The organism is Streptomyces sp. AV19 (assembly GCF_015999245.1).
GTDB lineage: Bacteria > Actinomycetota > Actinomycetes > Streptomycetales > Streptomycetaceae > Streptomyces.
Genome location: NZ_JAEAMR010000010.1, coordinates 656,836 through 678,436, shown reverse-complemented (window position 1 = coordinate 678,436; position 21,601 = coordinate 656,836). Strand labels below are relative to the sequence as shown.

Genomic DNA, 21,601 nt, shown 5'->3' with positions numbered 1-21,601 from the left:
GAGCCGGCGTCCGGCACGACCACAGCACAAGCCGAGCCGAACCGCACCAAGCACGGCAGGTACAGCCCCCAGGCCGGCGTCAATCCCGGGCCAGCCCCCACCGCGCCCGCAGCCCCGTCCGCTCATCCGTGGCGACGGACGCGGCACCCGCGGTCACCGTCTCGTACACGGCCAGGATGTCCGCGCCGACCGTGGACCAGTCGAAGCGCCGCACATGAGTGCTGCCCCGTTCGCTCAGCTCGGCCCGGCGGGCCGGGTCGCCGAGCAGGCGCAGGGCCGCCGCGGCGAGCGCGTCGGCGTCCTCGTTGGCGAACAGCTCACCGGCCGCGCCCCGGTCGAGCACCTGGGCGAAGGCGTCCAGGTCGCTGGCGAGGACGGGTGCCCCGGCCGACATGGCCTCGACCAGGATGATCCCGAAGGACTCGCCGCCGGTGTTGGGCGCCACATAGACATCGACGCTGCGCAGCAGACGGGCCTTGTCCTCGTCGCTGACCATGCCGAGGAACTCGACGGCGCCCCGGGCCTCGGGAGGCAGCGCGGCGACCGCCTCTTCCTCGTCGCCCCGGCCGGCCACCAGCAGCCGGGTCCCGGGACGCTCGGCGAGGATCTTCGGGAGGGCGCGCATCAGGACGGGCAGGCCCTTGCGGGGCTCGTCGATCCGGCCGATGAAGCCGATGGTCGCCGGGCGCCCGGCGTCGGCGGGGCCGTTGCCCGTCCACTCGGGCCGGGATTCCGCCCCGGCGAAGAAGTCCACGTCGACGCCGTTGGGGATGACCACCGCGTCACCGCCCAGGTGCTCGACCAGGGTCCTGCGGGCGTATTCACTCACGGCGATCCGCGCGCTGATCTTCTCCAGCGCCGGCTGGAGGATCGGATAAGCCGCGATCATCGCCCGCGAGCGCGGATTGGAGGTGTGGAAGGTGGCGACGATGGGGCCCTGGGCGGCCCAGCAGGTGAGCAGACCCAGCGACGGGGAGGTGGGCTCGTGGATGTGGATGACGTCGAAGTCGCCCTCGTGCAGCCAGCGGCGGACGCGCGCGGCCGACAGGAAGCCGAAGTTGAGCCGGGCCACCGAGCCGTTGTACGGCACGGGCACGGCCCGGCCCGCGGAGACGACGAACGGCGGGAGCGGCGTCTCGTCGTCCGCCGGGGCGAGCACCGACACCTCGTGCCCCAGCCGGATCAGGTGCTCGGCCAGGTCCCGGATGTGGAACTGGACGCCGCCGGGCACGTCCCAGGAATACGGACAGACGATCCCGATCTTCACGGCTTCGTCCCCGTCCCGGCGCTCTGCCCGCCCTGCCCGGTCCGCCTGCCCCGGCCGGCCTCACCGTCCCGCCCTGCCTGCCCGTCCGGGCCCTGCCCCTGCCGGGGGAGGTCGGCGAGCCAGAGCCGCTGGAGCATGTGCCAGTCCTGTGGATGCTCGGCGATGCCCGAGGCGAAGGCGTCCGCCAGGGCCTGTGTCATCACGGCGGCCTTCTCCGGCCGGGTGCCCGTCTCCGGCACCTCGACCGGCGGATGTACCCGGCCCCGCATCACCGGCGAGTCGTCGTACCAGAGGGTCACCGGCAGCAGCAGGGCTCCGGTCTGCACCGCCAGCCGGGCCGGGCCGCCGGGCATCTTGGCGGCCTCGCCGAAGAACTTCACCTGGATGCCGTGCGCCGACAGGTCACGGTCCGCCACCAGGCAGACCAGGCCTCCGGCCCGCAGCCGCCGCGAGAGCGTGCCGAAGGCCGAGCCCCCGGCGTGCGGCAGCACCTCCATGCCCAGGCCCTCGCGGTAGGCCACGAACCGGTCGTAGAGCGATTCCGGCTTCAGCCGCTCGGCCACGGTCGTGAACGGCACCTCGAGCCGGGAGGTGACCCAGGCGCCCGCCATGTCGTAGTTGCCCATGTGGGGCAGCGCCAGCACGACACCGCGGCCGCCGGCCAGCGCCTCCTCCAAGTGGTGCAGGCCCTCGGGCTCGAAGCAAGTGCGCATGCGCTCCCGGCTCCAGGACGGCAGCCGGAAGGACTCCATCCAGTAGCGCATGTACGAGCGCATGCCCAGCCGCGAGAGCCGGGCGAGCCTGGGCGGGGAGGCGTCGGGGACGACCCGGGCGAGATTGGCCTCCAGGCGCAGCACGCCCTTGCCCCGCCGCCGCCAGGCGACATCGGCGATCTCGCGCCCCAGCCGCGCCGCCGCCGGTTCGGGAAGCCGCTTGACCGCGCCCCACCCCAGCCCGTACAGCGCGTCGGTCAGCTCGTTCTTCACCGGGCGTCGCCCCCTCCCGCCAACGTCGCCGCGTCCGCCTCCGCCGCCTCACGGCGCACGGTGACCACGCGCTGGATCAGAGTGATCAGGCTGCCGACCGCCACGATCCACAGGGCGATGGGCAGCAACACCTGGATCCCGGGCACGCCGAACTTGTGCAGCCCGGAGAAACCGCAGGCCACCAGCGAGATCACCAGGCGCTCGGCCCGTTCGACCAGCCCGTTGACCTTCACCGGGAGCCCGATGCTCTCACCCCGCGCCTTGGTGTACGACACCACCTGCCCGCTGGCCAGGCAGAAGATCGCCACCGCGCACAGGGCGATGCTGTGCCCCTCGTAGCTGGCGTACCACAGCGCCAGCCCGCCGAAGATCGCCGCGTCGGCGACCCGGTCGAGCGTGGAGTCCAGGAACGCCCCCCAGCGGCTGGACCGCCCCAGCTGGCGCGCCATGTTCCCGTCGACCAGGTCCGAGAAGACGAACAGGGTGATGGTGACGGTGCCCCAGAAGAACTCTCCCTGGGGGTAGAAGACCAGCGCGCCCGCCACCACACCACCGGTGCCGATGAGGGTCACCGCGTCGGGGCTCACGCCCAGTCGGATGAGCAGGGCGGCGAACGGCGTGAGAACACGCGTGAAGAACGCACGCGCGTACTTGTTCAGCATGGCCTTCCCGGAGGGTCGTATGCGGGCCGGGGGTCGATCAGCCACCGGCTGGCCCATCGTAGCCAGGCCGCGGGGGCCGTCCGCGCGCACACCGCACACCGCGTCCCCGTCACCGGTCGCACCGGGCCGCGCGCCGGTCGCCGGGCACCGCCACCGGCGCCGCGCCACCCGGACGGACGTGCCCTGCGGGGGCGCCCGGCGGCCCCGCGCGCCGGGGCGGACGGTTGCGCCTGCGTGTGCGACGTATGGACGCAGCGTGACCGCAGTGGAAAGCTCGAAGGACCGCAGGTGTCAACCGGAAGGCGGGACACATGGGCGACAAGACGACGACCCACCCTGGAGCCGCCGGCAGAACAGTGGCGGCCGACCGGCCCGGCAGCATACGCAACGTGGTACTGGTCGGCCACAGCGGCTCCGGCAAGACGACCCTCGTGGAGGCACTGGCCCTGGCCACCGGCGCGGTGACCCGCGCCGGCCGGGTCGAGGACGGCTGCGCGGTCTCCGACTACGACGAGATCGAACACCGCCAGCAGCGCTCGGTCCAGCTCTCCGTGGTCCCCGTGGACTGGGCCGGCATCAAGATCAACCTGCTCGACACCCCCGGCTACGCGGACTTCGTCGGCGAGCTGCGGGCGGGACTGCGGGCGGCGGACGCCGCGCTCTTCGTCGTCTCCGCGGCGGAGGGCACGGAGGGCGTCACCGGCGCCACCCGCACCCTGTGGGAGGAGTGCGCGGCCGTGGGCATGCCGCGCGCGATCGTGGTGACGCACCTGGAGGCGGCCCGGGCGGACTTCGACATGATGACGGAGACCTGCCGCGCCGCCTTCGGCGGCGACTCCCCCGACAGCGTGCTGCCGCTCTACCTCCCCCTGCACGGCCCCGAGGGGCCCGACGGGCACCGCCCCGTCACCGGCCTGGCCGGCCTGCTCTCCCAGCGCCTCCTCGACTACTCCTCCGGCGAACGCACCGAGACCGCCCCGGACCCCGACCAGCAGCCGCTGCTCGACCAGGCCCGCAACCGGCTCATCGAGGGGATCATCGCCGAGAGCGAGGACGAGACCCTCATGGACCGCTATCTCGCCGGCGAGGACATCGACGTCAAGACCCTCGTCGAAGACCTCGAACGGGCCGTGGCCCGCGGCTCCTTCCACCCCGTGCTCGCCGCCGCCCCGGCCCCCGACGGCTCCCGCCAGGGCCTGGGCACCGTCGAGCTGCTGGAGCTGATCACCGGCGGGTTCCCCACCCCTCCCGAACGCACCCCGCCCCCCGTCACGGCCCTCGACGGAACCCCGCGCCCCGCGCCGGCCTGCGACCCGGCCGGTCCGCTCGCGGCCGAGGTCGTCAAGACCTCCTCCGACCCCTACGTCGGCAGGATCTCCCTCGTCCGCGTCTTCTCCGGCACCCTGCGTCCGGACGAGACCGTCCACGTCTCCGGCCACGGCCTGGCCGACCGCGGACACGAGGACCACGAGGCGGACGAGCGGGTCGGCGCCCTCTCCTCCCCCTTCGGCAAGCAGCAGCGCCAGGTCCCCCAGGCCGTCGCCGGGGACATCGTCAGCGTCGCCAAGCTCTCCCGCGCCGAGACCGGCGACACCCTCTCCTCCCCCGCCGATCCGCTGCGCATGGACCCCTGGTCCATGCCCGACCCCCTGCTGCCGGTCGCCATCGCGGCCCACAGCAAGGCCGACGAGGACAAGCTCTCCCAGGGCCTCGCCCGGCTGGTCGCCGAGGACCCCACCATGCGCCTGGAGCACAGCCGGCACACCCACCAGGTCGTCCTCTGGTGTCTCGGCGAGGCGCACCGCGACGTGGCCCTGGAGCGGCTGCGCACCCGCTACGGCGTCCAGGTCGACGTCGTCCCGCACAAGGTCTCCCTGCGCGAGACGTTCGGCGGCCGGGCGGCCGGGCGCGGACGGCACGTCAAACAGTCCGGCGGGCACGGCCAGTTCGCCATCTGCGAGATCGAGGTCGAGCCGCTCCCGGAGGGCTCCGGCATCGAGTTCGTGGACAAGGTCGTCGGCGGCGCCGTGCCGCGCCAGTTCATCCCCTCCGTGGAGAAGGGCGTGCGCGCCCAGGCCGCCAAGGGCGTCGCCGCCGGCCACCCGCTGGTCGACGTGCGGGTGACCCTCCTCGACGGCAAGGCGCACTCGGTGGATTCCTCGGACGCGGCCTTCCAGACCGCCGGCGCCCTCGCTCTGCGCGAGGCCGCCGCGGAGGCCCGGATCCACCTCCTCGAACCGGTCGCCGAGGTCCGGGTGCTGGTGGCCGACGAATACGTGGGCCCGGTCATGAGCGACCTGTCCGGGCGCCGCGGCCGGGTGGTGGGCACCGAGCAGTCCCCGGGCGGACGCACGCTGGTCCGCGCCGAGGTGCCCGAGCTGGAGATCGGCCGGTACGCGGTGGACCTGCGCTCCCTGTCGCACGGCACCGGGCGGTTCAGCCGCTCGTACGCGCGGCACGAGCCCATGCCCCAGCAGCTCGCCGACCGCCTCCGCGAACAGGCGGAGAACGGGGCATAGTTCACAATCCGCCCGTCCCAACTCGCTTGGGACGGGCGGCTTTCGGATCTCGCACCCCACACTGCGGCCCACACCGATACGCTGGGCGTGCGGCCCCCGGCAACTGCCCCGGCAGTCCACCGGAGTCGGGCCGCCGCAGCAGCGCGCGGCCTGGGGGGCAGCAGTGACAGACGGGTTCGACTTCAGCCCGGGCGCCCAGATCCCCATCTCGGGCGGCGCCGGCCAGACCGCGGCGACCCAGGCCCTCGCCTCCGCCGCCTACCGCGACGGCCCCGTGGACGAACTCCTCAAGGCCAACTCCGACTGGGCCACATCCTCCGTCAAACCACCCCGCATCTCCCTCTTCGAGCCCAACCTCGGCGAGGCCTTCTCCCGCGCCGTCCAGCAGCGCATGCTCGGCGGCGGCCGCAAACCCCTCATCCAGGCCTTCGGCATGGAGCCCCAGGTCATCGTCGAGCACTGCCTCGCCGCCAGCCGCATCCGCAAACAGCGCGACGCCCGGCTCACCGTCATCATGGCCGTCTTCGGCCTGCTCTTCCTCCCCGGCGTCCTGCTCTGGCTCGGCGTCTTCCAGCTCCGCCGCACCATCGCCGGCGCCCAGAACAAACGCGCCGGAGCCCTCGGCACCGCCCTCCTGCTGGCCCTCGGCGTCTTCGCCGTCATCTTCATGATCAAGCTGCCGTTCAACGGCCTCCTCGGCATCTACCTGCGCGCCATGCTGGTCGCCCCCGTCATCGGCTGGGCCTGGGCCAAGACCATCTGCGAACGCACCGCCAAGGACCTCCGCAACCGCTGGACCGGCCTCCTCGACGGCGGCGGCATCGGCGCCAAGATCCCCGAAGCCGTCCCCAAGAACCCCGGCGAGAGCGCCGCCGAACAGCTCCGGCAGAACCTGGAACGCCTCTCCGCCGAGCAGAAGAGCAACATCGTCTTCTACGCCGGCCCCAAGGGCATACTCGGCATGGGCACCCGCTGGGGCAGCTGGCAGCTCGCCGAGGACCTCGTCCCCGCCGACCCCGACAAGGACATCGACCCCTTCCGCAGCTGGGACATCATGCGCGCCGTCCACGACCAGCTGCTCCAGCTCGAACGCACCCCCATCAACACCGGCGGCCTGCCCGCCCCCTTCGTCGAGCACTGGGTCGTCTCCCCCGTCGGCGAGGGCGCCGGCGCCGTCTCCCGCCCCTCCGGCAGCGAGGAGACCTTCCAGATAAGGGGCTCCGCCCTCCAGAAGATCTGCGACGAACAGCACTTCGGCAGCGGCAACCGCCACTACCTCGGCGTCCAGTTCGTCCTGTGGGACGGCCAGTTGGTCATCACCCTCCTGGTCAACGTCACCGTCCTCCACAAGACCCTGCGCATCGAGATCACCGGCCACGCCCTGGGCCCCATCCACCCGGTCTTCAACGGCAAGCCGAAGAACCGCACCAAGACCTTCCGCAAGGGCCTCAAGTTCTGGGAGACCTGGGAGCGCCAACTCCCCGTCGTCGAGGCCCGCGAGGTCGTCCGCCTCGCCGCCCGCGCCCCCCTGACCTACTACCCGCCCCTCCTGGAGTACTGGGGCGGCAAGCTCAATCTCCCCGAGCCCTTCGGCCTCCGCCACGCCTGGGCCGACAAGCCCTGGCGCCACCGCTTCATGGCCGACGACGCCCTGCGCGCCGCCACCCCCGTCCTCCGCGTGGTCCACGAGGCCGCCCTGCGCTTCCTCGCCGAGAAGAACGTCAACACCGAGCGCTTCACCAGCCGCGCCGGCAACCTCAGCGGCGCCGTCCAGGACCCAGCCCCCCGCCAGGCCGACGTCTACAACGCCTGACCGGCCCGCCTACCGGAAGATCCCCGTGTGGCCGAGCGAGTACCGCCCCGGCTGCGGATACACGGCCAGCCCGTGCGGCCCCGCACCCACGGGGATCTTCGCGATCTGATGCCCGTCCGTCGTGTCGATCGCGTACACCTCGCTGTTGTAACGCCCCGACAGCCACAGCACCTTGCCGTCCGCCGACACACCCCCCATGTCCGGACTGCCGCCCTCCGGCAGCTCCCACTTGTGCACCAGCTTCCGGCTCGCCAGATCCAGCACCGAAATCGATCCCTCGCCCCGATTCGAGATGTACATCGACTTCGAATCCCGGCTCACGTACAGCCCGTGCGCCCCCTTGCCCGTCGGCATCAGCCACGGCTCGGTGAACTTGTCCCCGTTCAGCACCCACAGCCCGTCGGCCATCATGTCCGCGACGTACCACGTCTTCCCATCCGACGCGATCTTCACGTCCTGCGGCATCGCCCCGTCGAACGGCAGCTTCTGCTGACCGATCACCTTCATCCGCGCCGTGTCCACCTTGAGCAACTCCCCCGAGAACTCACAGGAGACGATGAAGTACCGCCCGTCCGGCGAGAAGTCCGCGTGATTGACCCCCAGACAACTCACCGGCACCGTCTTCTTCCGCGCCATCGTGTGCGCGTCCCGGAAGACCAACTCCCGGTCCATCGACGCCATCACCACCGCGTACTTGCCGTCCGGGGTGAAGTAGAGGTTGTACGGATCGTGCACCGGCACCGTCTTCCCCGCCTTCCCCGTGGCCGGATCGATCGGCGTCAGCGTGTGCCCCCGGTCGTTGTTCACCCACAGCGTCTTCAGGTCCCACGACGGCACCACGTGCTGCGGCTGCGACCCCACCGGGATCGTCTCGATGACCTTGTACGTCTTCGGATCGATCACGCTCACCGTGTCGGACTCCGTGTTCGGCACGTACACCCGCGACGGAAAGTCCTTCACCACCGGCGACAGCACGTTCGGCCGGTCGGCCGCGTACACGTCGTTCGGATCCAGCAGCGGCGGCATCCCCGGCAGCCCCCGCGGCACACCGCGGGCCGCGCCCTGCCGCTGCTTCTGCGCCTGCGGCCCAGCCGCCTCGTCACCATCGCCGCCACCGCAGCCGGACACCGCCAGCAGCACACAACCGGCGGCCAGCAACGCGATGCGGCGGAATCGTCTGTACGGGAACCGAGTCATCAGGTCAGCAGCTCCGAAGTCGTCACCGCACGCAGACCGCGGCGGTGCAGGCCGTCGAGGATCGCGGGCAGCGCGGCCACCGTGCCCGCGTGCCCGAAGTGCAGACTCACCACCGAACCCGGCCGCACCCCGTTCAACACGGTGCGCCGCACCACCGCCGCGCCCGGATCGGTGAAGTCGAGGGAGTCCACGTCGTACGACAGGACATGCGGATACCCCGCCCTGCGCGCCAGCCGCACCACCTGCTCCGTGGCCAGCCGCGCCTTCGACGGACGGAACCAGCGCCCCACCCCGCCGGTCAGCCTGCGCAGCCGGTCCGCGCACTGGGTAATCTCCGCGTACGCGGCCTTCGCGTCCATCGCGCAGATGTTGAGGTGCCGCATGGTGTGGTTGCCCAGCTCGTGCCCGCCGTCCAGCACCCGGCGCGCCAGCTGCGGCTGGGCGTCCAGCCAGTCCCCCACCGCCAGCACGGTCACCCGCGCCCCCGCCCGCTCCGCCTCCGCCAGACACCCGGTCGCCGTCCGGGCGTCCCCGCGCCCGTGGAAGGTGAGCGCCACCGCCTTGCGGACCCGCGGCCCGTACTCGATCTGCGCCGGCAGCCCGGCGGGCAGCGGGGGCAGTGCGGGAACGCGCCCGACGGGCACGGGCCGGACCGACGCCCTCGCCGACGGCTTCCCCGAGGACGGCGCGGCCGAGGCGGACGGCCGCTCGTCATCACAGCCGACGAGCGGTGCCCCCGCCACTGTGGCGAGGACACCGCTCGCGGCTGCGCGCAGCACGGTACGGCGGTGAACGAAGGTCACCGCACCATTAGACCCGATTTATCCGATTTAGAGGTGATTTCCCTAATTTCGCAGTGCGCGTGTCACGCGCCCTCGGGCCAGACGTCGGCGAGCATCTTCCGGGTGTCGGCGAGGAGTTGGGGCAGAACCTTGGTGTGGCCGATGACGGGCATGAAGTTCGTGTCGCCACCCCAGCGGGGCACGACATGCTGGTGCAGGTGGGCGGCAATACCCGCTCCGGCCTCCGCGCCTTGGTTCATGCCCACGTTGAATCCGTGCGCCCCGGAGGCGACACGGAGGGCGGTCATGGCCCGCTTGGTGAAGTCGGCCAGCTCGGCGGTCTCGGCGACGTCGAGCTGGGTGTAGTCGGCGACGTGGCGGAACGGGACGATCATGCAGTGTCCACCGTTGTACGGGTACAGATTGAGTACGGCGTAGACGCTCTCGCCCCGGGCGATGATCAACCCGTCCTCGTCCGACTTCTCCGGAATGGAGCAGAACGGGCAGCCGTCACCGACACCCGGGCCGCTGGGCTTGTTCTCCCCCTGGATGTAGGCCATCCGGTGGGGCGTCCACAGTCGCTGGAAGGCGTCCGGGGACCCTACTCCGATCTGCTGCTCCGGCTCACTCGTCATGGTGAGCAGCATATTCCGTGGCGGGGACGCGACGAGGGGCGGCCCTGGTGGGCCGCCCCTCGACCCCGCCAGTGCGGGGACCATTATGCGGTGCCGTAGGTGCGTTGGAGCATCTTCGGCGCACCCCCGCTTACGGGGACCACGTCACACCTGAATGCGACGCTCTACCGCGTCAACGAGCTCGGCAATGGCCTCGTCACGCGGGATTCCGTTCTTCTGCGAACCGTCGCGGTAGCGGAACGACACCGTGCCCGCGTTCATGTCGTCGTCACCGACGATGATCATGAACGGGACCTTGGCCTTCTGATGGTTGCGGATTTTCTTCTGCATACGGTCCGAGGACGAGTCCACCTCGACGCGCAGGCCCTTCTCGCGAGCCTCGGCCGCGAACTCCTCCAGGTACTCGACATGCCCGTCACCGATCGGGATGCCGACCGCCTGCACCGGGGCCAGCCACGCCGGGAACGCACCCGCGTAGTGCTCCAGCAGCACGCCGAAGAACCGCTCGATCGAGCCGAACAGCGCCCGGTGGATCATGACCGGCTGCTGGCGCGAGCCGTCCGCCGCCGTGTACTCCAGACCGAAACGCGCGGGCTGGTTGAAATCGACCTGCAAGGTCGACATCTGCCAGGACCGGCCGATCGCGTCGCGCGCCTGCACCGAGATCTTCGGGCCGTAGAACGCGGCGCCGCCCGGGTCCGGTACCAGCGGAAGGCCCTGCTTCTCGGCCGCCTGGCGCAGCGCCTCGGTGGCTTCCTCCCACGCCTCGTCCGAACCGATGAACTTGTCGGACTCGGGGTCGCGGGTCGAGAGCTCCAGCTCGAACTCGGTCAGGCCGTAGTCGCGCAGCAGGTCGAGCACGAAGGTGAGGAGCGTGTCGAGCTCCTCCGGCATCTGCTCCTTGGTGCAGTAGATGTGCGAGTCGTCCTGGGTGAAGCCACGGGAGCGGGTCAGGCCGTGGACGACGCCGGACTTCTCGTAGCGGTAGACCGTGCCGAACTCGAACAAACGCAGCGGCAGTTCACGGTACGACCGCCCGCGCGACTTGAAGATCAAGTTGTGCATCGGGCAGTTCATGGCCTTCAGGCGGTAGTTCTGCCCGTCGAACTCGATGGGCGGGAACATCGCCTCGCCGTAGTGCGGGAGGTGCCCGGACGTCTCGAAGAGGTGTTCCTTCGTGATGTGCGGGGTGTTGACGAACTCATAGCCGCTCTGCTCGTGCTTGCGACGCGAGTAGGTCTCCATCTCCTTGCGGATCACACCGCCCCGGGGGTGGAAGACCGCGAGGCCCGGGCCCAGCTCGTCCGGGAAGGAGAAGAGGTCCAGCTCGGCGCCGAGCTTGCGGTGGTCGCGGCGCTCGGCCTCGGCCAGGAACTCGAGGTACGCCTTGAGCTCGTCCTTGGTGGGCCAGGCGGTGCCGTAGATGCGCTGGAGCATCGGGTTCTTCTCGCTGCCGCGCCAGTACGCGCCCGCGTTGCGCATGAGCTTGAACGCCGGGATCACCCGGGTCGTCGGCAGGTGCGGCCCCCGGCAGAGATCCTTCCAGCACAGCTCGCCGGTCTTGGCGTCGATGTTGTCGTAGATGGTGAGCTCGCCGGCGCCCACCTCGACGCTCGCGCCCTCTTCCTGGGCCGCCGAGCCCTTGAGGCCGATCAGCTCCAGCTTGTACGGCTCGTCGGCGAGCTCCTCGCGGGCCGCCTCGTCGGTGACCGCGCGGCGGGAGAAGCGCTGACCCCGCTTGATGATCTCCTGCATCCGCTTCTCGATGAGCTTGAGATCCTCGGGCGTGAACGGCTTCTCGACGTCGAAGTCGTAGTAGAAGCCGTCCTTGACCGGCGGGCCGATGCCCAGCTTGGCCTCGGGGAAGAGCTCCTGCACGGCCTGGGCCATGACGTGCGCGGTGGAGTGGCGCAGGATGTCGAGGCCGTCCTTGGAAGCGACCTCGACGGGCTCGACCTCGTCGCCGTCGGCGAGCTCGTAGGCGAGGTCCTTCAGCTGGCCGGCGACGCGCGCGGCGACGATGGTGCGCTCGCCGACGAAGAGGTCCGCCGCCGTAGTGCCCGTCGTCACCACGCGCTCTTCCCGCTCGGAATCGCGTTGGATGATCACACGGACGTCTGACACCGGACTCTCCTGACTCAGGGGACGCTGCAGCGGACGCTGCGCGTCTGAATCGTACCGAGCCGCGCACCCTGGTCGCGAAACAGTTATCCGTGATCGTCCCGGTCGCCGAAGACGTCGAGGGACTTGAGCAGCCGCTCGCGCTCGGACTCGTCCACGCGCACGGGCAGGACGCCCCCAGCCCCGGTGAGCCTGCGGAAGCCGCCCCTGCTCTCCAGCCGTCCGCCGATCCGCACGGGCAGGCCCATGAGGTGGGCATGGCAGGCGATCCGGTAGTCGTCCTCGTCGACCTCGGCGCGCACTTCCGTCACGTCCGCCCCGTCGACGACCTTGAGCTGCACCGTTCCGGAGCCGCCGGGGGCGTCGCGCCACAGGTGGACAACGGTTCCGGTGAGGCGTACGGGCAGTGGCGGCTCGTCGCGCAGGTAGCGGGCGCCCGCCTCGCGCAGGACGGGGAGGTCGCCCGGGGAGAACTCGACGGGTTCCGGCCGTGCCCCGAACCCGGGCGGCGGACCGGCGGCCGGGGCCCACTCCACGTGGACGCGGATCCCCTCGGAGCCGCCGACGAGGGCGACGAGGGCCTCGGTGAGCTCGCGGCACACGCCCGCCTCCACGGCCGCGGCGAACGCCTCGGGCCGGCCGGTGGCGCGTTCGTGGTCGGTGGCGTCCCGGGCCGCGTGCAGTGCCCTGAGCAGCGCGCCGACGGCCGGGCGGCCGTACGGGTCGTCGGGGCCCACGGGGGCGAAGACGGTCAGGTCGCGGGCGCCGGGCTGGGGGCCGACCAGGAGTCCGGCGAGGGCGGCCTCGGCGGGGCGGCGGTGCCGGGCGCCGTGATAGCCGGCGGTCGCGCGGGCGGCGAGGGCGCCGGTGAGCAGCAGGGCGCGGGCGCCGGAGCGCAGCCGTTCCTGGGCGGCCCAGACGGCGGCGGGCGGGCCGGGTTCGGGGATGCGCCGGTGCCAGTGGATCTCGTCGCTGGGGGTGCGCAGGGCGATGAGGACGTGGCGGGCGGAGGGGGCGGCGCTGCGTTCGAGGGCGGTGAGGGCCTCGGCGAGGAGGTCGGCGCTGTCGGGGAAGGCGGCGCTCTCGGGTACGAGGAGGCTGGTGCCGGCGGCGTCCGGGGGTGTCCAGCGGCCGTAGCGGCCGGTCGCCCCGCCGCGCCGCCGCCAGCCGTGGCGGGTGAGCAGCGCACCGAGGACCGCGGGGTCGGGGGTGTCGGCCTGCGGTCGCATCAGGGTCTCCCTCCCGCCCCGACGCGGGTCATGATCTCGCAGAGGGCGTGGTCGTCGAAGACGTGCGAGGTGGGGATCCGTACGGTGGTTCTGCGCCGGCCGGTCACGGGGTGTCCGGCGAGGTTGGCCCAGTAGCAGCAGTGCCGCACCTCCAGCCGGTCGTGGCCGGCGCGCAGCCAGTCGGCCCGGGTCCGGGGAGCGAGCATCACGACGAGGATCTTGTGCACCGAGACGGGGGTGCGGGCGAGTTTGGCCAGGTGGTCGTTGTCGAGGGTGAAGGGGAAGGTCGTTCCGGTGGGGCGGGGCCCGAGTTGATAGGTGCATTTGAGCTGCACCTTGATGGTGACCTCGTCGTCGGCGGTGTGGCCGGGGGCGCTGTGGCTGACGTGCCAGTCGATGCCGTGGTCGGGGAAGGGCTGGGCCAGCGAGCAGCCGGCGGCCGCGGCGACGGCGTGGAGGTAGCCGATCTGGAGGGTCTCCATGCAGGCGGTGACGGCGAGGGCACCGCGTCGGGACGGGGGTCCTGCGGGCAGCTCGCCGACCGGGGCGGCCGGTTCGGGCTGCGCGAGCGACGGCATGTCCGAAACACCTTCCGGGGGCGCGTCGGTTGGTCCCTACATCGGTGTTGTCTCCGCCTGAACTCCTTCGCAAACAAGGGCGGTTCGGGCCGTGTGAGGAGGGGGTATCACTCGACGGAGGGAGGGGAATCACGCCATTTTCCGCGCAAGCGCGAGGAGTTGTGACATGCCGTGCTGGTTCGAGGGGCCGCTCGCGGCGTTCGACACGGAGACCACGGGGGTCGATGTCGAGCGCGACCGGATCGTATCCGCGGCCCTCGTGGTGCAGTCACAGGCGGGGGCCTCGCCGGTGACCACCCGTTGGCTGGTCAATCCGGGGGTGCCGGTGCCTGAGGGGGCGACGGCGATACACGGCCTGACCGATACTCACCTCCAACGGTACGGGCGCTGGCCCGCGCCCGTGCTGGAGGAGGTGGGCCGGGCGCTGGCGGAGCAGTCCGCGGCGGGCGTCCCGCTGGTGGTGATGAACGCGCCGTTCGACCTGACTCTGCTGGACCGGGAGTTGCGCCGGCACCGGGCGTCGTCGCTCGCGTCGTACCTGGGCACGTCGTCGCTGTGCGTGCTGGACCCGTGGGTGCTGGACAAGCACCTGGACCGGTACCGCAAGGGCCGGCGGACGCTGGCGGATCTGTGCGCGCACTACGGGGTGGAGCTGGCGGGCGCCCATGACGCCGCGGCGGACGCGGAGGCGTCGATGGCGGTGGTGCGGGCGATAGGCCAGCGGTTCGCGGTGCGTCTGGAGCGGTTGAGCGCGGCGGAGCTGCACGCGCGGCAGGCGGTGTGGCACGCGGCGCAGGCCCGCGGCCTGCAGGCATGGTTCGCGCGCAACGGTTCGGAGGAGGTGTGCGACCCGGCGTGGCCGTTGCGCACGGAACTGACGTCGGCGGCCTGAGCGTCCCGGGGCAACACACAAGGCCGGTCCGTCTGTTGACGGACCGGCCTTGTCGATGTGGGCGATACTGGGATCGAACCAGTGACCTCTTCGGTGTGAACGAAGCGCTCTCCCGCTGAGCTAATCGCCCGGGATTTCCCCGGGATTTCCCCCGGCGACGCACTGAACAATACAGGCCGCGGCGGCCCCCCATCAAATTCCGGCCCGCGGGCGCTCCAGCCGCCGGCGCAGGCCGCGGCGGCCGCGGCGCATGACCCAGCCGTGAGAGGCGAGGAAGACGGGCCGGGCGACGGGGCCCCAGCGGCGCATCCGGGGATTGCGCAGCTCCACGTCCTGTTCGAAGCGGGCGCGGGTGCCGGCGCCGCGCGGCTGGACGGTCCAGCGGATCCGGCCGGCCAGGTCGCCGTCGAGGGCGGCCTCCAGAACGCGGGCACGGGGGTCGCGGCGGCGCTCACGAACGGTGAGGCGGAGCTCGTACGGCAGCAACGAGCGGACGCCCACGGTGCCGCTGTGCGGGTCGATGCGGGTGAAGGACAGCCGGGGCCACCAGGACGGATAGTCGTCCACGGCTTCGAGGACGGCGTAGACGGCGTCGGGCGCCGCGTCGAGGTCCCAGTGCTCGTGGAAGCGGTAACGGTAGCGGCCTGCCATGCGGCCAGCGGACAGCAAAAGACCCAGGGCCCGCAAGGTTTTACCTCGCGGACCCCGGGTCCGTTGTGGGCGATACTGGGATCGAACCAGTGACCTCTTCGGTGTGAACGAAGCGCTCTCCCGCTGAGCTAATCGCCCGGGCGCACCGCAAACATTACCGCATGTCAGAGGGTGCGCCGAACCACGTTTCCGGCCGCCTCGCGCGAGGTGGCCGGGCAAGATCGCGGCGGGGTGCGCACCGCGACCGTCCGTCACCCTCCGTGGTGACGGGCCGGCGCGTCGGCAAATTGACGGAACTCACCGGTACGGCCGTATTCACGCGGGAAAGGGTCGGCCGTACGAGGTATCCGAAGAGCCTCAAAACGGTCAGAGGGGTTTACAACGGCACCGTAGGTGGCATGTCGATTTCGCCGACGTGCGAATCCCCGAGCGCACACTGAGCGAAAGGCCCTGGCGCTTATGAACACCACGGTCAGCTGTGAGCTGCACCTGCGCCTCGTTGTGTCGAGCGAATCGTCACTGCCTGTACCCGCAGGTCTGCGGTACGACACTTCCGATCCGTATGCCGTACACGCCACCTTCCACACCGGAGCCGAAGAGACGGTCGAGTGGGTCTTCGCCCGGGATCTGCTCGCCGAGGGCCTGCACCGGCCCACCGGCACCGGCGACGTCCGCGTCTGGCCGTCCCGCAGTCACGGTCAGGGCGTCGTGTGCATCGCGCTCAGCTCCCCGGAGGGCGAGGCCCTCCTGGAGGCTCCGGCGCGAGCCCTGGAGTCGTTCCTCAAGCGGACCGACGCCGCCGTTCCGCCCGGCACCGAGCACCGGCACTTCGATCTGGATACCGAGCTCTCCCACATCCTGGCCGAGAGCTGAGGCCACGAGGTTCCGGCCCGGCGCGCCGCCCACTCGGGGAGGCGGCGCGCACCCCGTCCCGCTGACACACTTCTCGCACAACTCGCACGGAGCGTTCCGGCAGCGCCGTCCTCGCGGATTCCACCGCGGTGGCGGCGCTGTCGTACGTGCGCCCCGCAGAGCCAGTAAGGTCGGGCCCGCAGTCGAACAATTGCCGCCTTCCGGCCGGGCCAGGGAGCGAACGAACCGTGCTGATCAACCACGACACCCGGTGCGCGCTCGGCTCCGTCGTCGATCTGCTCAACACCGCCTCCGGCGGCCCCGCGCCGGCCGGTGACGCCCTCATGGACGTGGCGGCGCTCGGGGCGTTCGTCGAGCGGCACGCCATCAGCGGGGTCGGCGAGCTGGGCCAGGGCGATCTGGTGGCCGTGCGGGCGCTGCGGGAGCGGTTCGCCCGGGTCTTCGACGCGGAGGCCGCGTCGGAGGCGGCGGAGCTGCTCAACGCGCTGGTGGCGGAGGCGGGCACGACGCCGCGGCTGACGGACCACGACGGGTACGACTGGCATGTGCACTACTTCGCGCCGGGGGCCTCGCTCGCCGAGCACCTGGCGGCGGACGGGGGCATGGCGCTGGCGTTCCTGCTGGTGGCGGGTGAGCTGGAGCGGCTGCGGCGGTGCGGCGCGCCGGACTGCGGGCGGGCGTTCGTCGATCTGTCCCGGAACCGGTCGCGGCGTTACTGCGACGGCCGCACGTGCGGAAACCGGCTGCATGTGGCCGCGTACCGGGCGCGTCGGCGCGGGGCCGGGGAGTAGCGGGCCGGGGCACCGCGGTTCACCACCGGTAGAGGTCGTGGACCGCGGTCCCGAGTATCAGGGTCGCCACGAAGGCGAGGAAGAGCATCAGGGGCGGCTGGGAGAGCGCGAAGAGGCAGCCCCTCGGCTCGTCGGACAGGTCTGCGGTCAGGTCGGCCGGTTGTTCGTCGTTCATCTCCGGCAGATCATGGCGCAGCGCGCTCGCTCAACGGGCCTTTCGTGTGGAGGTGTTCGTCAGATCCCGTGCTTTTTGAGGATTGCCTCGATGTCGGAGAAGTCCTCGCCGCTATCCTTCCGCCCCTTCGGTGCGGCGGGCTTCGGGGTGCGGGCCGGGCCCAGGGATGGGGCGGAGGCCGCGGGGGCGACGGCGTCGGGGCCGGTGGCGGCCTTGCGGCTGCGACCCGCGCCGCGGCGCTCGGCGGCCCGGCCGGCCAGGAAGAGCAGGGTGGAGAGCGCGAGGACGCCGAAGCCCGCCCAGACGCTGGGCTTGAAGACCAGGTCTTCGACCCAGTCGATGATCCCGGTCATGACCAGGCCGACGGGGATCAGGGCGAACGCGGCGATCCGGGTGGCGGCGAGGAAGCGCTTGCGGTAGGCCGTCAGCAGGGCGATCCCCAGGCCGCCCGCGGACACCGCGGCGCATACGGTCGAGGTCAGCATCCGGTCCTCCTGACGATGGGGGTTCTGCGTCCATCCTGCACCGGTCGTGTGCGCGGGTGCCACGACCGGGTGGCGGATCCGGGAGAACTCCGGGTCGTCTCGGGGTGTCCCCTCCTCCCCAGGACCGAGATCCCCTCCGCGGGGCGGGGCTGGGAGACTGGTCCCATGAGCGAGACCAACAGCCCTGCCACCCCGTCGTCCGCGGTCCTCGACGTCTGGTGCGACCTGGCGTGCACCGACTGCCGCACCGCCCTGGAGGACCTGCGCGCGCTGCGCGCCCGCTACGGCGACCGGATGGAGATCCGGCTGCGGCACTTCCCGCTGGCCAAGCACCAGCACGCCTACGCGGCGGCGCAGGCCGCCGAGGAGGCCGCCGTCCAGAGCCTGGGCTGGCCCTTCGCGGAGGCCGTGCTGGCCAGGGCCGAGGAGCTGGGCGCGCGGGGCGAGGAGGTGCTGACCGCGGTGGCGAAGGAGCTGGGGGTGGACGCCGAGGAGGTGGACACCGCGCTGATCGACGGGCGGCACATGCTGGTCGTGGACGCCGACCAGGCCGAGGGCAAGGCGATCGGGGTGACGGGCACGCCCACGTATGTGATCGGCGGGGAGCGGCTGGACGGCGGGGAGTCCCAGGAGGGGCTGCGGGAGCGGATCGAGGAGATCGCCGACCGGCTGCTGGGGGTCTAGAGCAGCGGTTTGGAGAGGTTCAGGACGAAGGGCCGGTAGCCGAGCGAGGCGTACAGCCGCCGGGCCGGGGTGTTGCCCGCGGCCACGGAGAGGCGGAGCCGGCTCAGGCCCATGGCCAGGGTTTCGCGCTCGGCGGTGCGCATCAGGGTGCGGCCGTGCCCGTGGCCGCGGTGTTCGGGCGCGACCCGTACGACGACGACGTAGCCCGACTCGCCGCGCTGTTCGAGCCAGAGGGTGCCGACGTCGGTGCCCTCGTGGGCGAGGACGCGCACGAGGGGGCCGGGGGTCGCGTGGCCCTGGGGGAAGGCCGTGGCGTGGACGCGGGTGCTGAGGGCGGCGGCCTCGCCGGGGGTGAGGCCGCGGGCGGTCCAGGTCTCGGCGTACGCGGCTTCCTCGGCCGCCAGCCAGGCGGGGAAGGCGGTCTCCTCCAGTGCCCGTACGGTGCTGCCCGCCGGCAGTGCGGGCGGGAGGGTGAGGCGCTTGGTCAGGACGCGGGCGTGCTCGGTGTAGCCGAGGGCACCGGCCAGGCCGAGCGCGGTGCGGGCCTCGGCCGGAATCGCGGTCTCCACCCAGCGGCACCCCCAGCCGCGGAGCACCTCCTCGGCGGCGAGCGCGGCGACGGTACCGCGCCCGCGGTACCGGTCCGGCGGGTTGACCTCCAGCCGGTCTATGCGCCCGGCGAGGCCGTTGACGTGCGGGTCCGTGGTGAGGAGGACCGCGCCGACGGGCCGGCCGTTGACGCAGATGTCGTAGGTCCGGGACCGGGCGCCGTCGCCGGTGCGCCGCTCGGGCGCGGTGGGCCGCAGGGTGGTGGTCACGGTGGTGTTCTACCCACCCCTCCCCCGGCATGCCCCGCGCTTCAGGGGTCGTTGTCCGCGGCCGAGCGCTCGTCGAAGATCCGCATGGCCTTGGCGGTGACCGGGCCCGGGGTGCCGGGGAGCGGCCGGCCGTCGAGGGCGTGGAGGGCCTGGACGTCGCGGAGGGTGGAGGTCAGGAAGATCTCCTCGGCCCGGTCGAGGACGTCCAGGGGCAGCTCGGTCTCCTGGGCGCCGGTCCATTCCAGGACGAGGGCGCGTGTGATGCCGGCGAGGCAGCCGGAGGCGAGGGGTGGGGTGTGCGTCTCGCCGTCGAGGACGACGAAGACGTTGGAGCCGGTGCCCTCGCAGAGCGCGCCGACGGTATTGGCGAACAGGGCCTCGGTGGCGCCCTGTTGGCGGGCGCGGGCCAGGGCGACGACGTTCTCGGCGTACGAGGTGGTCTTGAGGCCGGTGAGGGCGCCGCGCTCGTTGCGGGTCCAGGGGACGGTGACGGCGGCGGTGGTGTCGGGCCGGCGCCGGGTTTCGGCCAGGGCGACGACGAGGGTGGGCCGGCCGTCCCCGCGTGCGGAGCCGAGCGGGGAGATGCCGCCGGTACAGGTGATCCGCAGCAGGGCGAGCGGGGCGGGAGCGGCGGCGAGGACGGCGGCGCAGGCGCGGCGGACCTCGTCGCGGTCCGGCTCGGGCAGCCCCAGGCCGCGGGCGGAGGCGGCGAGCCGGTCGAGGTGGCGGGTGAGGGCGAAGGGGCGGCCGTCCACCGCCTTGAGGGTCTCGAAGACGCCGTCGCCGACCGTGAGTCCGTGGTCGAGCGCCGAGACGCGGGCGTCCGGGCCCGCGCGCAGGGATCCGTCGATCCAGATGGTCACCGTTGCCTCCCGACGGGCGGTGGGGTTCCCGAACGGTCTCCCGACGCTATCGCGAGCAGGCGGGCGGCCTTGAGTTCGGTCTCGGCCCATTCGTCCTCGGCGTCGGAGCCCCAGGTGATGCCGGCGCCGGTGCCGAACTTCAGGGCGGGGCCGCCGGGGGCCGTCCGGTCGATCCAGAAGGTGCGGATGCCGACGGCGAGTTCTCCGGTGCCGCGGTCGGCGTCCACCCAGCCGATGCCGCCGCAGTACGGTCCGCGCGGCGCCCGTTCCAGCTCGTCGATGATGTCCAGGGCGCTGCCCTTGGGCGCGCCGGTGACGGAGCCGGGCGGGAAGGTGGCGGCGAGCAGCTCGGGCCAGCCGGCGTCGGGCGCGAGCTCGCCGCGGACGGTGGAGACGAGGTGGACGAGGCCGGGGTGCTCCTCGGTGACGCAGAGGCCGGGGACGGTCACGGAGCCGGTGGCGCAGACGCGTCCCAGGTCGTTGCGGACCAGGTCGACGATCATCACGTTCTCGGCGTGGTCCTTCTCCGTGAGGTCGGCGGTGGTGCGGCCGGTGCCCTTGATGGGTCCGGACTCCACGGTGCGGCCGCGGCGGCGCAGGAAGAGCTCGGGGGAGGCGGTGGCCACCTCGACACCGTGGGCGGGCAGCCGGACGGTGCCGGCGTACGGCGCGGGGTTGCCCTCGGCGAGGCGGGCGGTGAGGGCGTCGACGTCGGCGGCGTCCGGGTCGGGCAGCCGGGCGCCCAGCACGCGGCAGAGGTTGACCTGGTAGACCGTGCCGGCCGCGATGTGTTCGCGCACGCGGGCGACGCCCGCGAGGTAGGCGGCCCGGTCCAGGGATGTCGTCCAGTCGCCGGGGGCGGGACCGTGCCAGTGCGCGGGTGCCGGGGCGGGGGCGGGCCGGACGTCGCCGAAGCGGGCGCAGCGGATGCCTCCCTCGAAGTCCGCGACCACCGCCCACCAGCCCTTGGAGTCCAGCGCCGCGGGGTCGCCGGTGACGTCGCGAAGATCAGTGGCGAGGAGGCCGCCGAAGCGGGCCATCGGGGGGAGGTGATGCACGTCAACGAGTCTATGGCGAGGTCGTCGCGGGTGCTCCGGAGTCGGGCCGCGGGGAGGAAGCCGGGAGGAACAGGGCAGCACGCTGCGGAAACGGAATTTGAGCTGGCGCCGGAATCCGCTAGAGTTCAACACGTCGCCGGGACGCGGAAGCGAAACGGCGGGGCAACTTCCGGATCACGGTCCGGAGGGCGCATGCGGACATAGCTCAGTTGGTAGAGCACCACCTTGCCAAGGTGGATGTCGCGAGTTCGAGTCTCGTTGTCCGCTCGAGTGGGGGATCTTCCCGACCCCCGCACTCCTGGTGGAGTGGCCGAGAGGCGAGGCAACGGCCTGCAAAGCCGTCTACACGGGTTCAAATCCCGTCTCCACCTCCAAGGACGATTAGCTCAGCGGGAGAGCGCTTCCCTGACACGGAAGAGGTCACTGGTTCAATCCCAGTATCGTCCACTCGGGATCCACACGGATCTTGCCCGCGCGATTAGCTCAGCGGGAGAGCGCTTCCCTGACACGGAAGAGGTCACT

The 21,601-nt window shown here is 72.0% G+C and carries 21 protein-coding genes and 5 tRNA genes; 9 read left to right on the top strand and 17 right to left on the bottom strand.

Annotation, left to right across the window (positions count from 1 at the left end):
• Nucleotides 1-79: 79 nt before the first annotated feature.
• The 3 genes from I5Q34_RS21575 to pgsA are packed head-to-tail and all read right to left on the bottom strand — an operon-like array spanning nucleotide 80 to nucleotide 2,972.
• Nucleotides 80-1,267: a glycosyltransferase family 4 protein gene (locus tag I5Q34_RS21575; protein ID WP_199893943.1), complete on the bottom strand. Its 1,188-nt coding sequence runs from the start codon at nucleotides 1,265-1,267 to the stop codon at nucleotides 80-82.
• Nucleotides 1,264-2,253 (bottom strand): phosphatidylinositol mannoside acyltransferase, encoded by a 990-nt coding sequence (locus I5Q34_RS21570; protein WP_199893942.1) that lies wholly within the window; start codon nucleotides 2,251-2,253, stop codon nucleotides 1,264-1,266. Before I5Q34_RS21570 ends, I5Q34_RS21575 begins: the two co-directional genes overlap by 4 nt.
• Nucleotides 2,250-2,972, bottom strand: a complete 723-nt coding sequence (pgsA, locus tag I5Q34_RS21565) for a phosphatidylinositol phosphate synthase (RefSeq protein ID WP_374193045.1) — start codon at nucleotides 2,970-2,972, stop codon at nucleotides 2,250-2,252. The genes I5Q34_RS21570 and pgsA overlap by 4 nt, the downstream gene beginning before the upstream one ends.
• 254 nt (nucleotides 2,973-3,226) lie before the next feature.
• Between pgsA and I5Q34_RS21560 the strand changes: the two genes are divergently transcribed.
• Both I5Q34_RS21560 and I5Q34_RS21555 read left to right on the top strand, forming a co-directional pair.
• Nucleotides 3,227-5,434: an elongation factor G-like protein EF-G2 gene (locus tag I5Q34_RS21560; protein ID WP_199893941.1), complete on the top strand. Its 2,208-nt coding sequence runs from the start codon at nucleotides 3,227-3,229 to the stop codon at nucleotides 5,432-5,434.
• A gap of 163 nt (nucleotides 5,435-5,597) precedes the next feature.
• On the top strand, nucleotides 5,598-7,247 hold the full coding sequence (locus I5Q34_RS21555; protein WP_199893940.1) for a hypothetical protein: 1,650 nt from the start codon (nucleotides 5,598-5,600) through the stop codon (nucleotides 7,245-7,247).
• A gap of 9 nt (nucleotides 7,248-7,256) precedes the next feature.
• Here the strand turns inward: I5Q34_RS21555 and I5Q34_RS21550 are convergent, their stop codons facing one another.
• The 6 genes from I5Q34_RS21550 to I5Q34_RS21525 form a co-directional block, all read right to left on the bottom strand.
• On the bottom strand, nucleotides 7,257-8,444 hold the full coding sequence (locus tag I5Q34_RS21550; RefSeq protein WP_199893939.1) for a YncE family protein: 1,188 nt from the start codon (nucleotides 8,442-8,444) through the stop codon (nucleotides 7,257-7,259).
• Nucleotides 8,444-9,247 carry a polysaccharide deacetylase family protein gene (locus I5Q34_RS21545; protein WP_277965385.1) on the bottom strand — a complete coding sequence of 268 codons (804 nt, stop codon included), beginning with the start codon at nucleotides 9,245-9,247 and terminating at the stop codon, nucleotides 8,444-8,446. Before I5Q34_RS21545 ends, I5Q34_RS21550 begins: the two co-directional genes overlap by 1 nt.
• A 62-nt stretch (nucleotides 9,248-9,309) precedes the next feature.
• Complete coding sequence (locus I5Q34_RS21540; protein WP_199893938.1) at nucleotides 9,310-9,873, bottom strand: HIT domain-containing protein; 564 nt, start codon at nucleotides 9,871-9,873, stop codon at nucleotides 9,310-9,312.
• Nucleotides 9,874-10,005: 132 nt separating this feature from the next.
• Nucleotides 10,006-11,985 carry a threonine--tRNA ligase gene (gene thrS / locus I5Q34_RS21535; protein WP_199893937.1) on the bottom strand — a complete coding sequence of 660 codons (1,980 nt, stop codon included), beginning with the start codon at nucleotides 11,983-11,985 and terminating at the stop codon, nucleotides 10,006-10,008.
• An 83-nt stretch (nucleotides 11,986-12,068) separates the two neighbouring features.
• Nucleotides 12,069-13,211 carry a hypothetical protein gene (locus I5Q34_RS21530; protein ID WP_199893936.1) on the bottom strand — a complete coding sequence of 381 codons (1,143 nt, stop codon included), beginning with the start codon at nucleotides 13,209-13,211 and terminating at the stop codon, nucleotides 12,069-12,071.
• On the bottom strand, nucleotides 13,211-13,789 hold the full coding sequence (locus I5Q34_RS21525) for a DUF4365 domain-containing protein (RefSeq protein WP_199893935.1): 579 nt from the start codon (nucleotides 13,787-13,789) through the stop codon (nucleotides 13,211-13,213). Before I5Q34_RS21525 ends, I5Q34_RS21530 begins: the two co-directional genes overlap by 1 nt.
• Before the next feature lie 166 nt (nucleotides 13,790-13,955).
• Between I5Q34_RS21525 and I5Q34_RS21520 the strand changes: the two genes are divergently transcribed.
• Nucleotides 13,956-14,681: a 3'-5' exonuclease gene (locus I5Q34_RS21520; RefSeq protein ID WP_199893934.1), complete on the top strand. Its 726-nt coding sequence runs from the start codon at nucleotides 13,956-13,958 to the stop codon at nucleotides 14,679-14,681.
• A gap of 58 nt (nucleotides 14,682-14,739) precedes the next feature.
• On the opposite strand, the gene I5Q34_RS21515 is transcribed toward I5Q34_RS21520, so the two are convergent.
• The 3 genes from I5Q34_RS21515 to I5Q34_RS21505 form a co-directional block, all read right to left on the bottom strand.
• A tRNA-Val gene (locus I5Q34_RS21515) sits at nucleotides 14,740-14,811 on the bottom strand.
• A gap of 62 nt (nucleotides 14,812-14,873) precedes the next feature.
• Nucleotides 14,874-15,332: an SRPBCC family protein gene (locus I5Q34_RS21510; protein ID WP_199893933.1), complete on the bottom strand. Its 459-nt coding sequence runs from the start codon at nucleotides 15,330-15,332 to the stop codon at nucleotides 14,874-14,876.
• A gap of 66 nt (nucleotides 15,333-15,398) precedes the next feature.
• Nucleotides 15,399-15,470: transfer RNA gene (locus tag I5Q34_RS21505), tRNA-Val, on the bottom strand.
• A 321-nt stretch (nucleotides 15,471-15,791) separates the two neighbouring features.
• Between I5Q34_RS21505 and I5Q34_RS21500 the strand changes: the two genes are divergently transcribed.
• Together I5Q34_RS21500 and I5Q34_RS21495 are read left to right on the top strand one after the other, a co-directional pair.
• Nucleotides 15,792-16,205: an SsgA family sporulation/cell division regulator gene (locus tag I5Q34_RS21500; protein ID WP_004942301.1), complete on the top strand. Its 414-nt coding sequence runs from the start codon at nucleotides 15,792-15,794 to the stop codon at nucleotides 16,203-16,205.
• A 227-nt stretch (nucleotides 16,206-16,432) separates the two neighbouring features.
• Nucleotides 16,433-16,996 carry a CGNR zinc finger domain-containing protein gene (locus I5Q34_RS21495; protein ID WP_199893932.1) on the top strand — a complete coding sequence of 188 codons (564 nt, stop codon included), beginning with the start codon at nucleotides 16,433-16,435 and terminating at the stop codon, nucleotides 16,994-16,996.
• 19 nt (nucleotides 16,997-17,015) lie between these two features.
• Here I5Q34_RS21495 and I5Q34_RS21490 read toward each other — a convergent pair whose 3' ends face one another.
• Together I5Q34_RS21490 and I5Q34_RS21485 are read right to left on the bottom strand one after the other, a co-directional pair.
• Nucleotides 17,016-17,171, bottom strand: a complete 156-nt coding sequence (locus I5Q34_RS21490) for a hypothetical protein (protein ID WP_199893931.1) — start codon at nucleotides 17,169-17,171, stop codon at nucleotides 17,016-17,018.
• Nucleotides 17,172-17,230: 59 nt separating this feature from the next.
• Entirely contained in the window at nucleotides 17,231-17,656 is a 426-nt protein-coding gene (locus I5Q34_RS21485; RefSeq protein WP_199893930.1) for a hypothetical protein, read from the bottom strand.
• Nucleotides 17,657-17,821: 165 nt separating this feature from the next.
• Here I5Q34_RS21485 and I5Q34_RS21480 point away from each other — a divergent pair, with 165 nt between their 5' ends.
• Nucleotides 17,822-18,340 (top strand): DsbA family protein, encoded by a 519-nt coding sequence (locus I5Q34_RS21480; protein WP_199893929.1) that lies wholly within the window; start codon nucleotides 17,822-17,824, stop codon nucleotides 18,338-18,340.
• Here I5Q34_RS21480 and I5Q34_RS21475 read toward each other — a convergent pair.
• From I5Q34_RS21475 to I5Q34_RS21465, 3 genes are read right to left on the bottom strand one after another with little or no spacing between them, the layout of a single operon-like run.
• Nucleotides 18,337-19,158 (bottom strand): GNAT family N-acetyltransferase, encoded by an 822-nt coding sequence (locus I5Q34_RS21475; RefSeq protein ID WP_199893928.1) that lies wholly within the window; start codon nucleotides 19,156-19,158, stop codon nucleotides 18,337-18,339. The genes I5Q34_RS21480 and I5Q34_RS21475 overlap by 4 nt on opposite strands.
• 41 nt (nucleotides 19,159-19,199) lie before the next feature.
• Entirely contained in the window at nucleotides 19,200-20,021 is an 822-nt protein-coding gene (locus I5Q34_RS21470) for an aminotransferase class IV (protein WP_199893927.1), read from the bottom strand.
• Entirely contained in the window at nucleotides 20,018-21,079 is a 1,062-nt protein-coding gene (locus I5Q34_RS21465; protein WP_199893926.1) for a chorismate-binding protein, read from the bottom strand. The genes I5Q34_RS21470 and I5Q34_RS21465 overlap by 4 nt, the downstream gene beginning before the upstream one ends.
• A gap of 194 nt (nucleotides 21,080-21,273) precedes the next feature.
• On the opposite strand from I5Q34_RS21465, the gene I5Q34_RS21460 reads away from it, so the two are divergent.
• The 3 genes from I5Q34_RS21460 to I5Q34_RS21450 all read left to right on the top strand — a co-directional run bounded on the left by I5Q34_RS21460 (nucleotide 21,274) and on the right by I5Q34_RS21450 (nucleotide 21,526).
• Nucleotides 21,274-21,346: transfer RNA gene (locus I5Q34_RS21460), tRNA-Gly, on the top strand.
• Between the two features lie 33 nt (nucleotides 21,347-21,379).
• Nucleotides 21,380-21,453, top strand: a tRNA-Cys gene (locus I5Q34_RS21455).
• A 1-nt stretch (nucleotide 21,454) separates the two neighbouring features.
• Nucleotides 21,455-21,526, top strand: a tRNA-Val gene (locus I5Q34_RS21450).
• Nucleotides 21,527-21,601: the final 75 nt, after the last annotated feature.

What these genes read in the sequence shown, in the direction of transcription:
- I5Q34_RS21560 (WP_199893941.1), top strand. Translation starts at nt 3,227, where the DNA reads ATGGGCGACAAGACGACGACCCACCCTGGAGCCGCCGGCAGAACAGTG.
- I5Q34_RS21480 (WP_199893929.1), top strand. Translation starts at nt 17,822, where the DNA reads ATGAGCGAGACCAACAGCCCTGCCACCCCGTCGTCCGCGGTCCTCGAC.
- I5Q34_RS21520 (WP_199893934.1), top strand. Translation starts at nt 13,956, where the DNA reads ATGCCGTGCTGGTTCGAGGGGCCGCTCGCGGCGTTCGACACGGAGACC.
- I5Q34_RS21510 (WP_199893933.1), bottom strand. Translation starts at nt 15,332, where the DNA reads ATGGCAGGCCGCTACCGTTACCGCTTCCACGAGCACTGGGACCTCGAC.
- I5Q34_RS21525 (WP_199893935.1), bottom strand. Translation starts at nt 13,789, where the DNA reads ATGCCGTCGCTCGCGCAGCCCGAACCGGCCGCCCCGGTCGGCGAGCTG.
- pgsA (WP_374193045.1), bottom strand. Translation starts at nt 2,972, where the DNA reads ATGGGCCAGCCGGTGGCTGATCGACCCCCGGCCCGCATACGACCCTCC.
- I5Q34_RS21530 (WP_199893936.1), bottom strand. Translation starts at nt 13,211, where the DNA reads ATGCGACCGCAGGCCGACACCCCCGACCCCGCGGTCCTCGGTGCGCTG.
- I5Q34_RS21500 (WP_004942301.1), top strand. Translation starts at nt 15,792, where the DNA reads ATGAACACCACGGTCAGCTGTGAGCTGCACCTGCGCCTCGTTGTGTCG.
- I5Q34_RS21485 (WP_199893930.1), bottom strand. Translation starts at nt 17,656, where the DNA reads ATGCTGACCTCGACCGTATGCGCCGCGGTGTCCGCGGGCGGCCTGGGG.
- I5Q34_RS21550 (WP_199893939.1), bottom strand. Translation starts at nt 8,444, where the DNA reads ATGACTCGGTTCCCGTACAGACGATTCCGCCGCATCGCGTTGCTGGCC.
- I5Q34_RS21540 (WP_199893938.1), bottom strand. Translation starts at nt 9,873, where the DNA reads ATGCTGCTCACCATGACGAGTGAGCCGGAGCAGCAGATCGGAGTAGGG.
- I5Q34_RS21490 (WP_199893931.1), bottom strand. Translation starts at nt 17,171, where the DNA reads ATGAACGACGAACAACCGGCCGACCTGACCGCAGACCTGTCCGACGAG.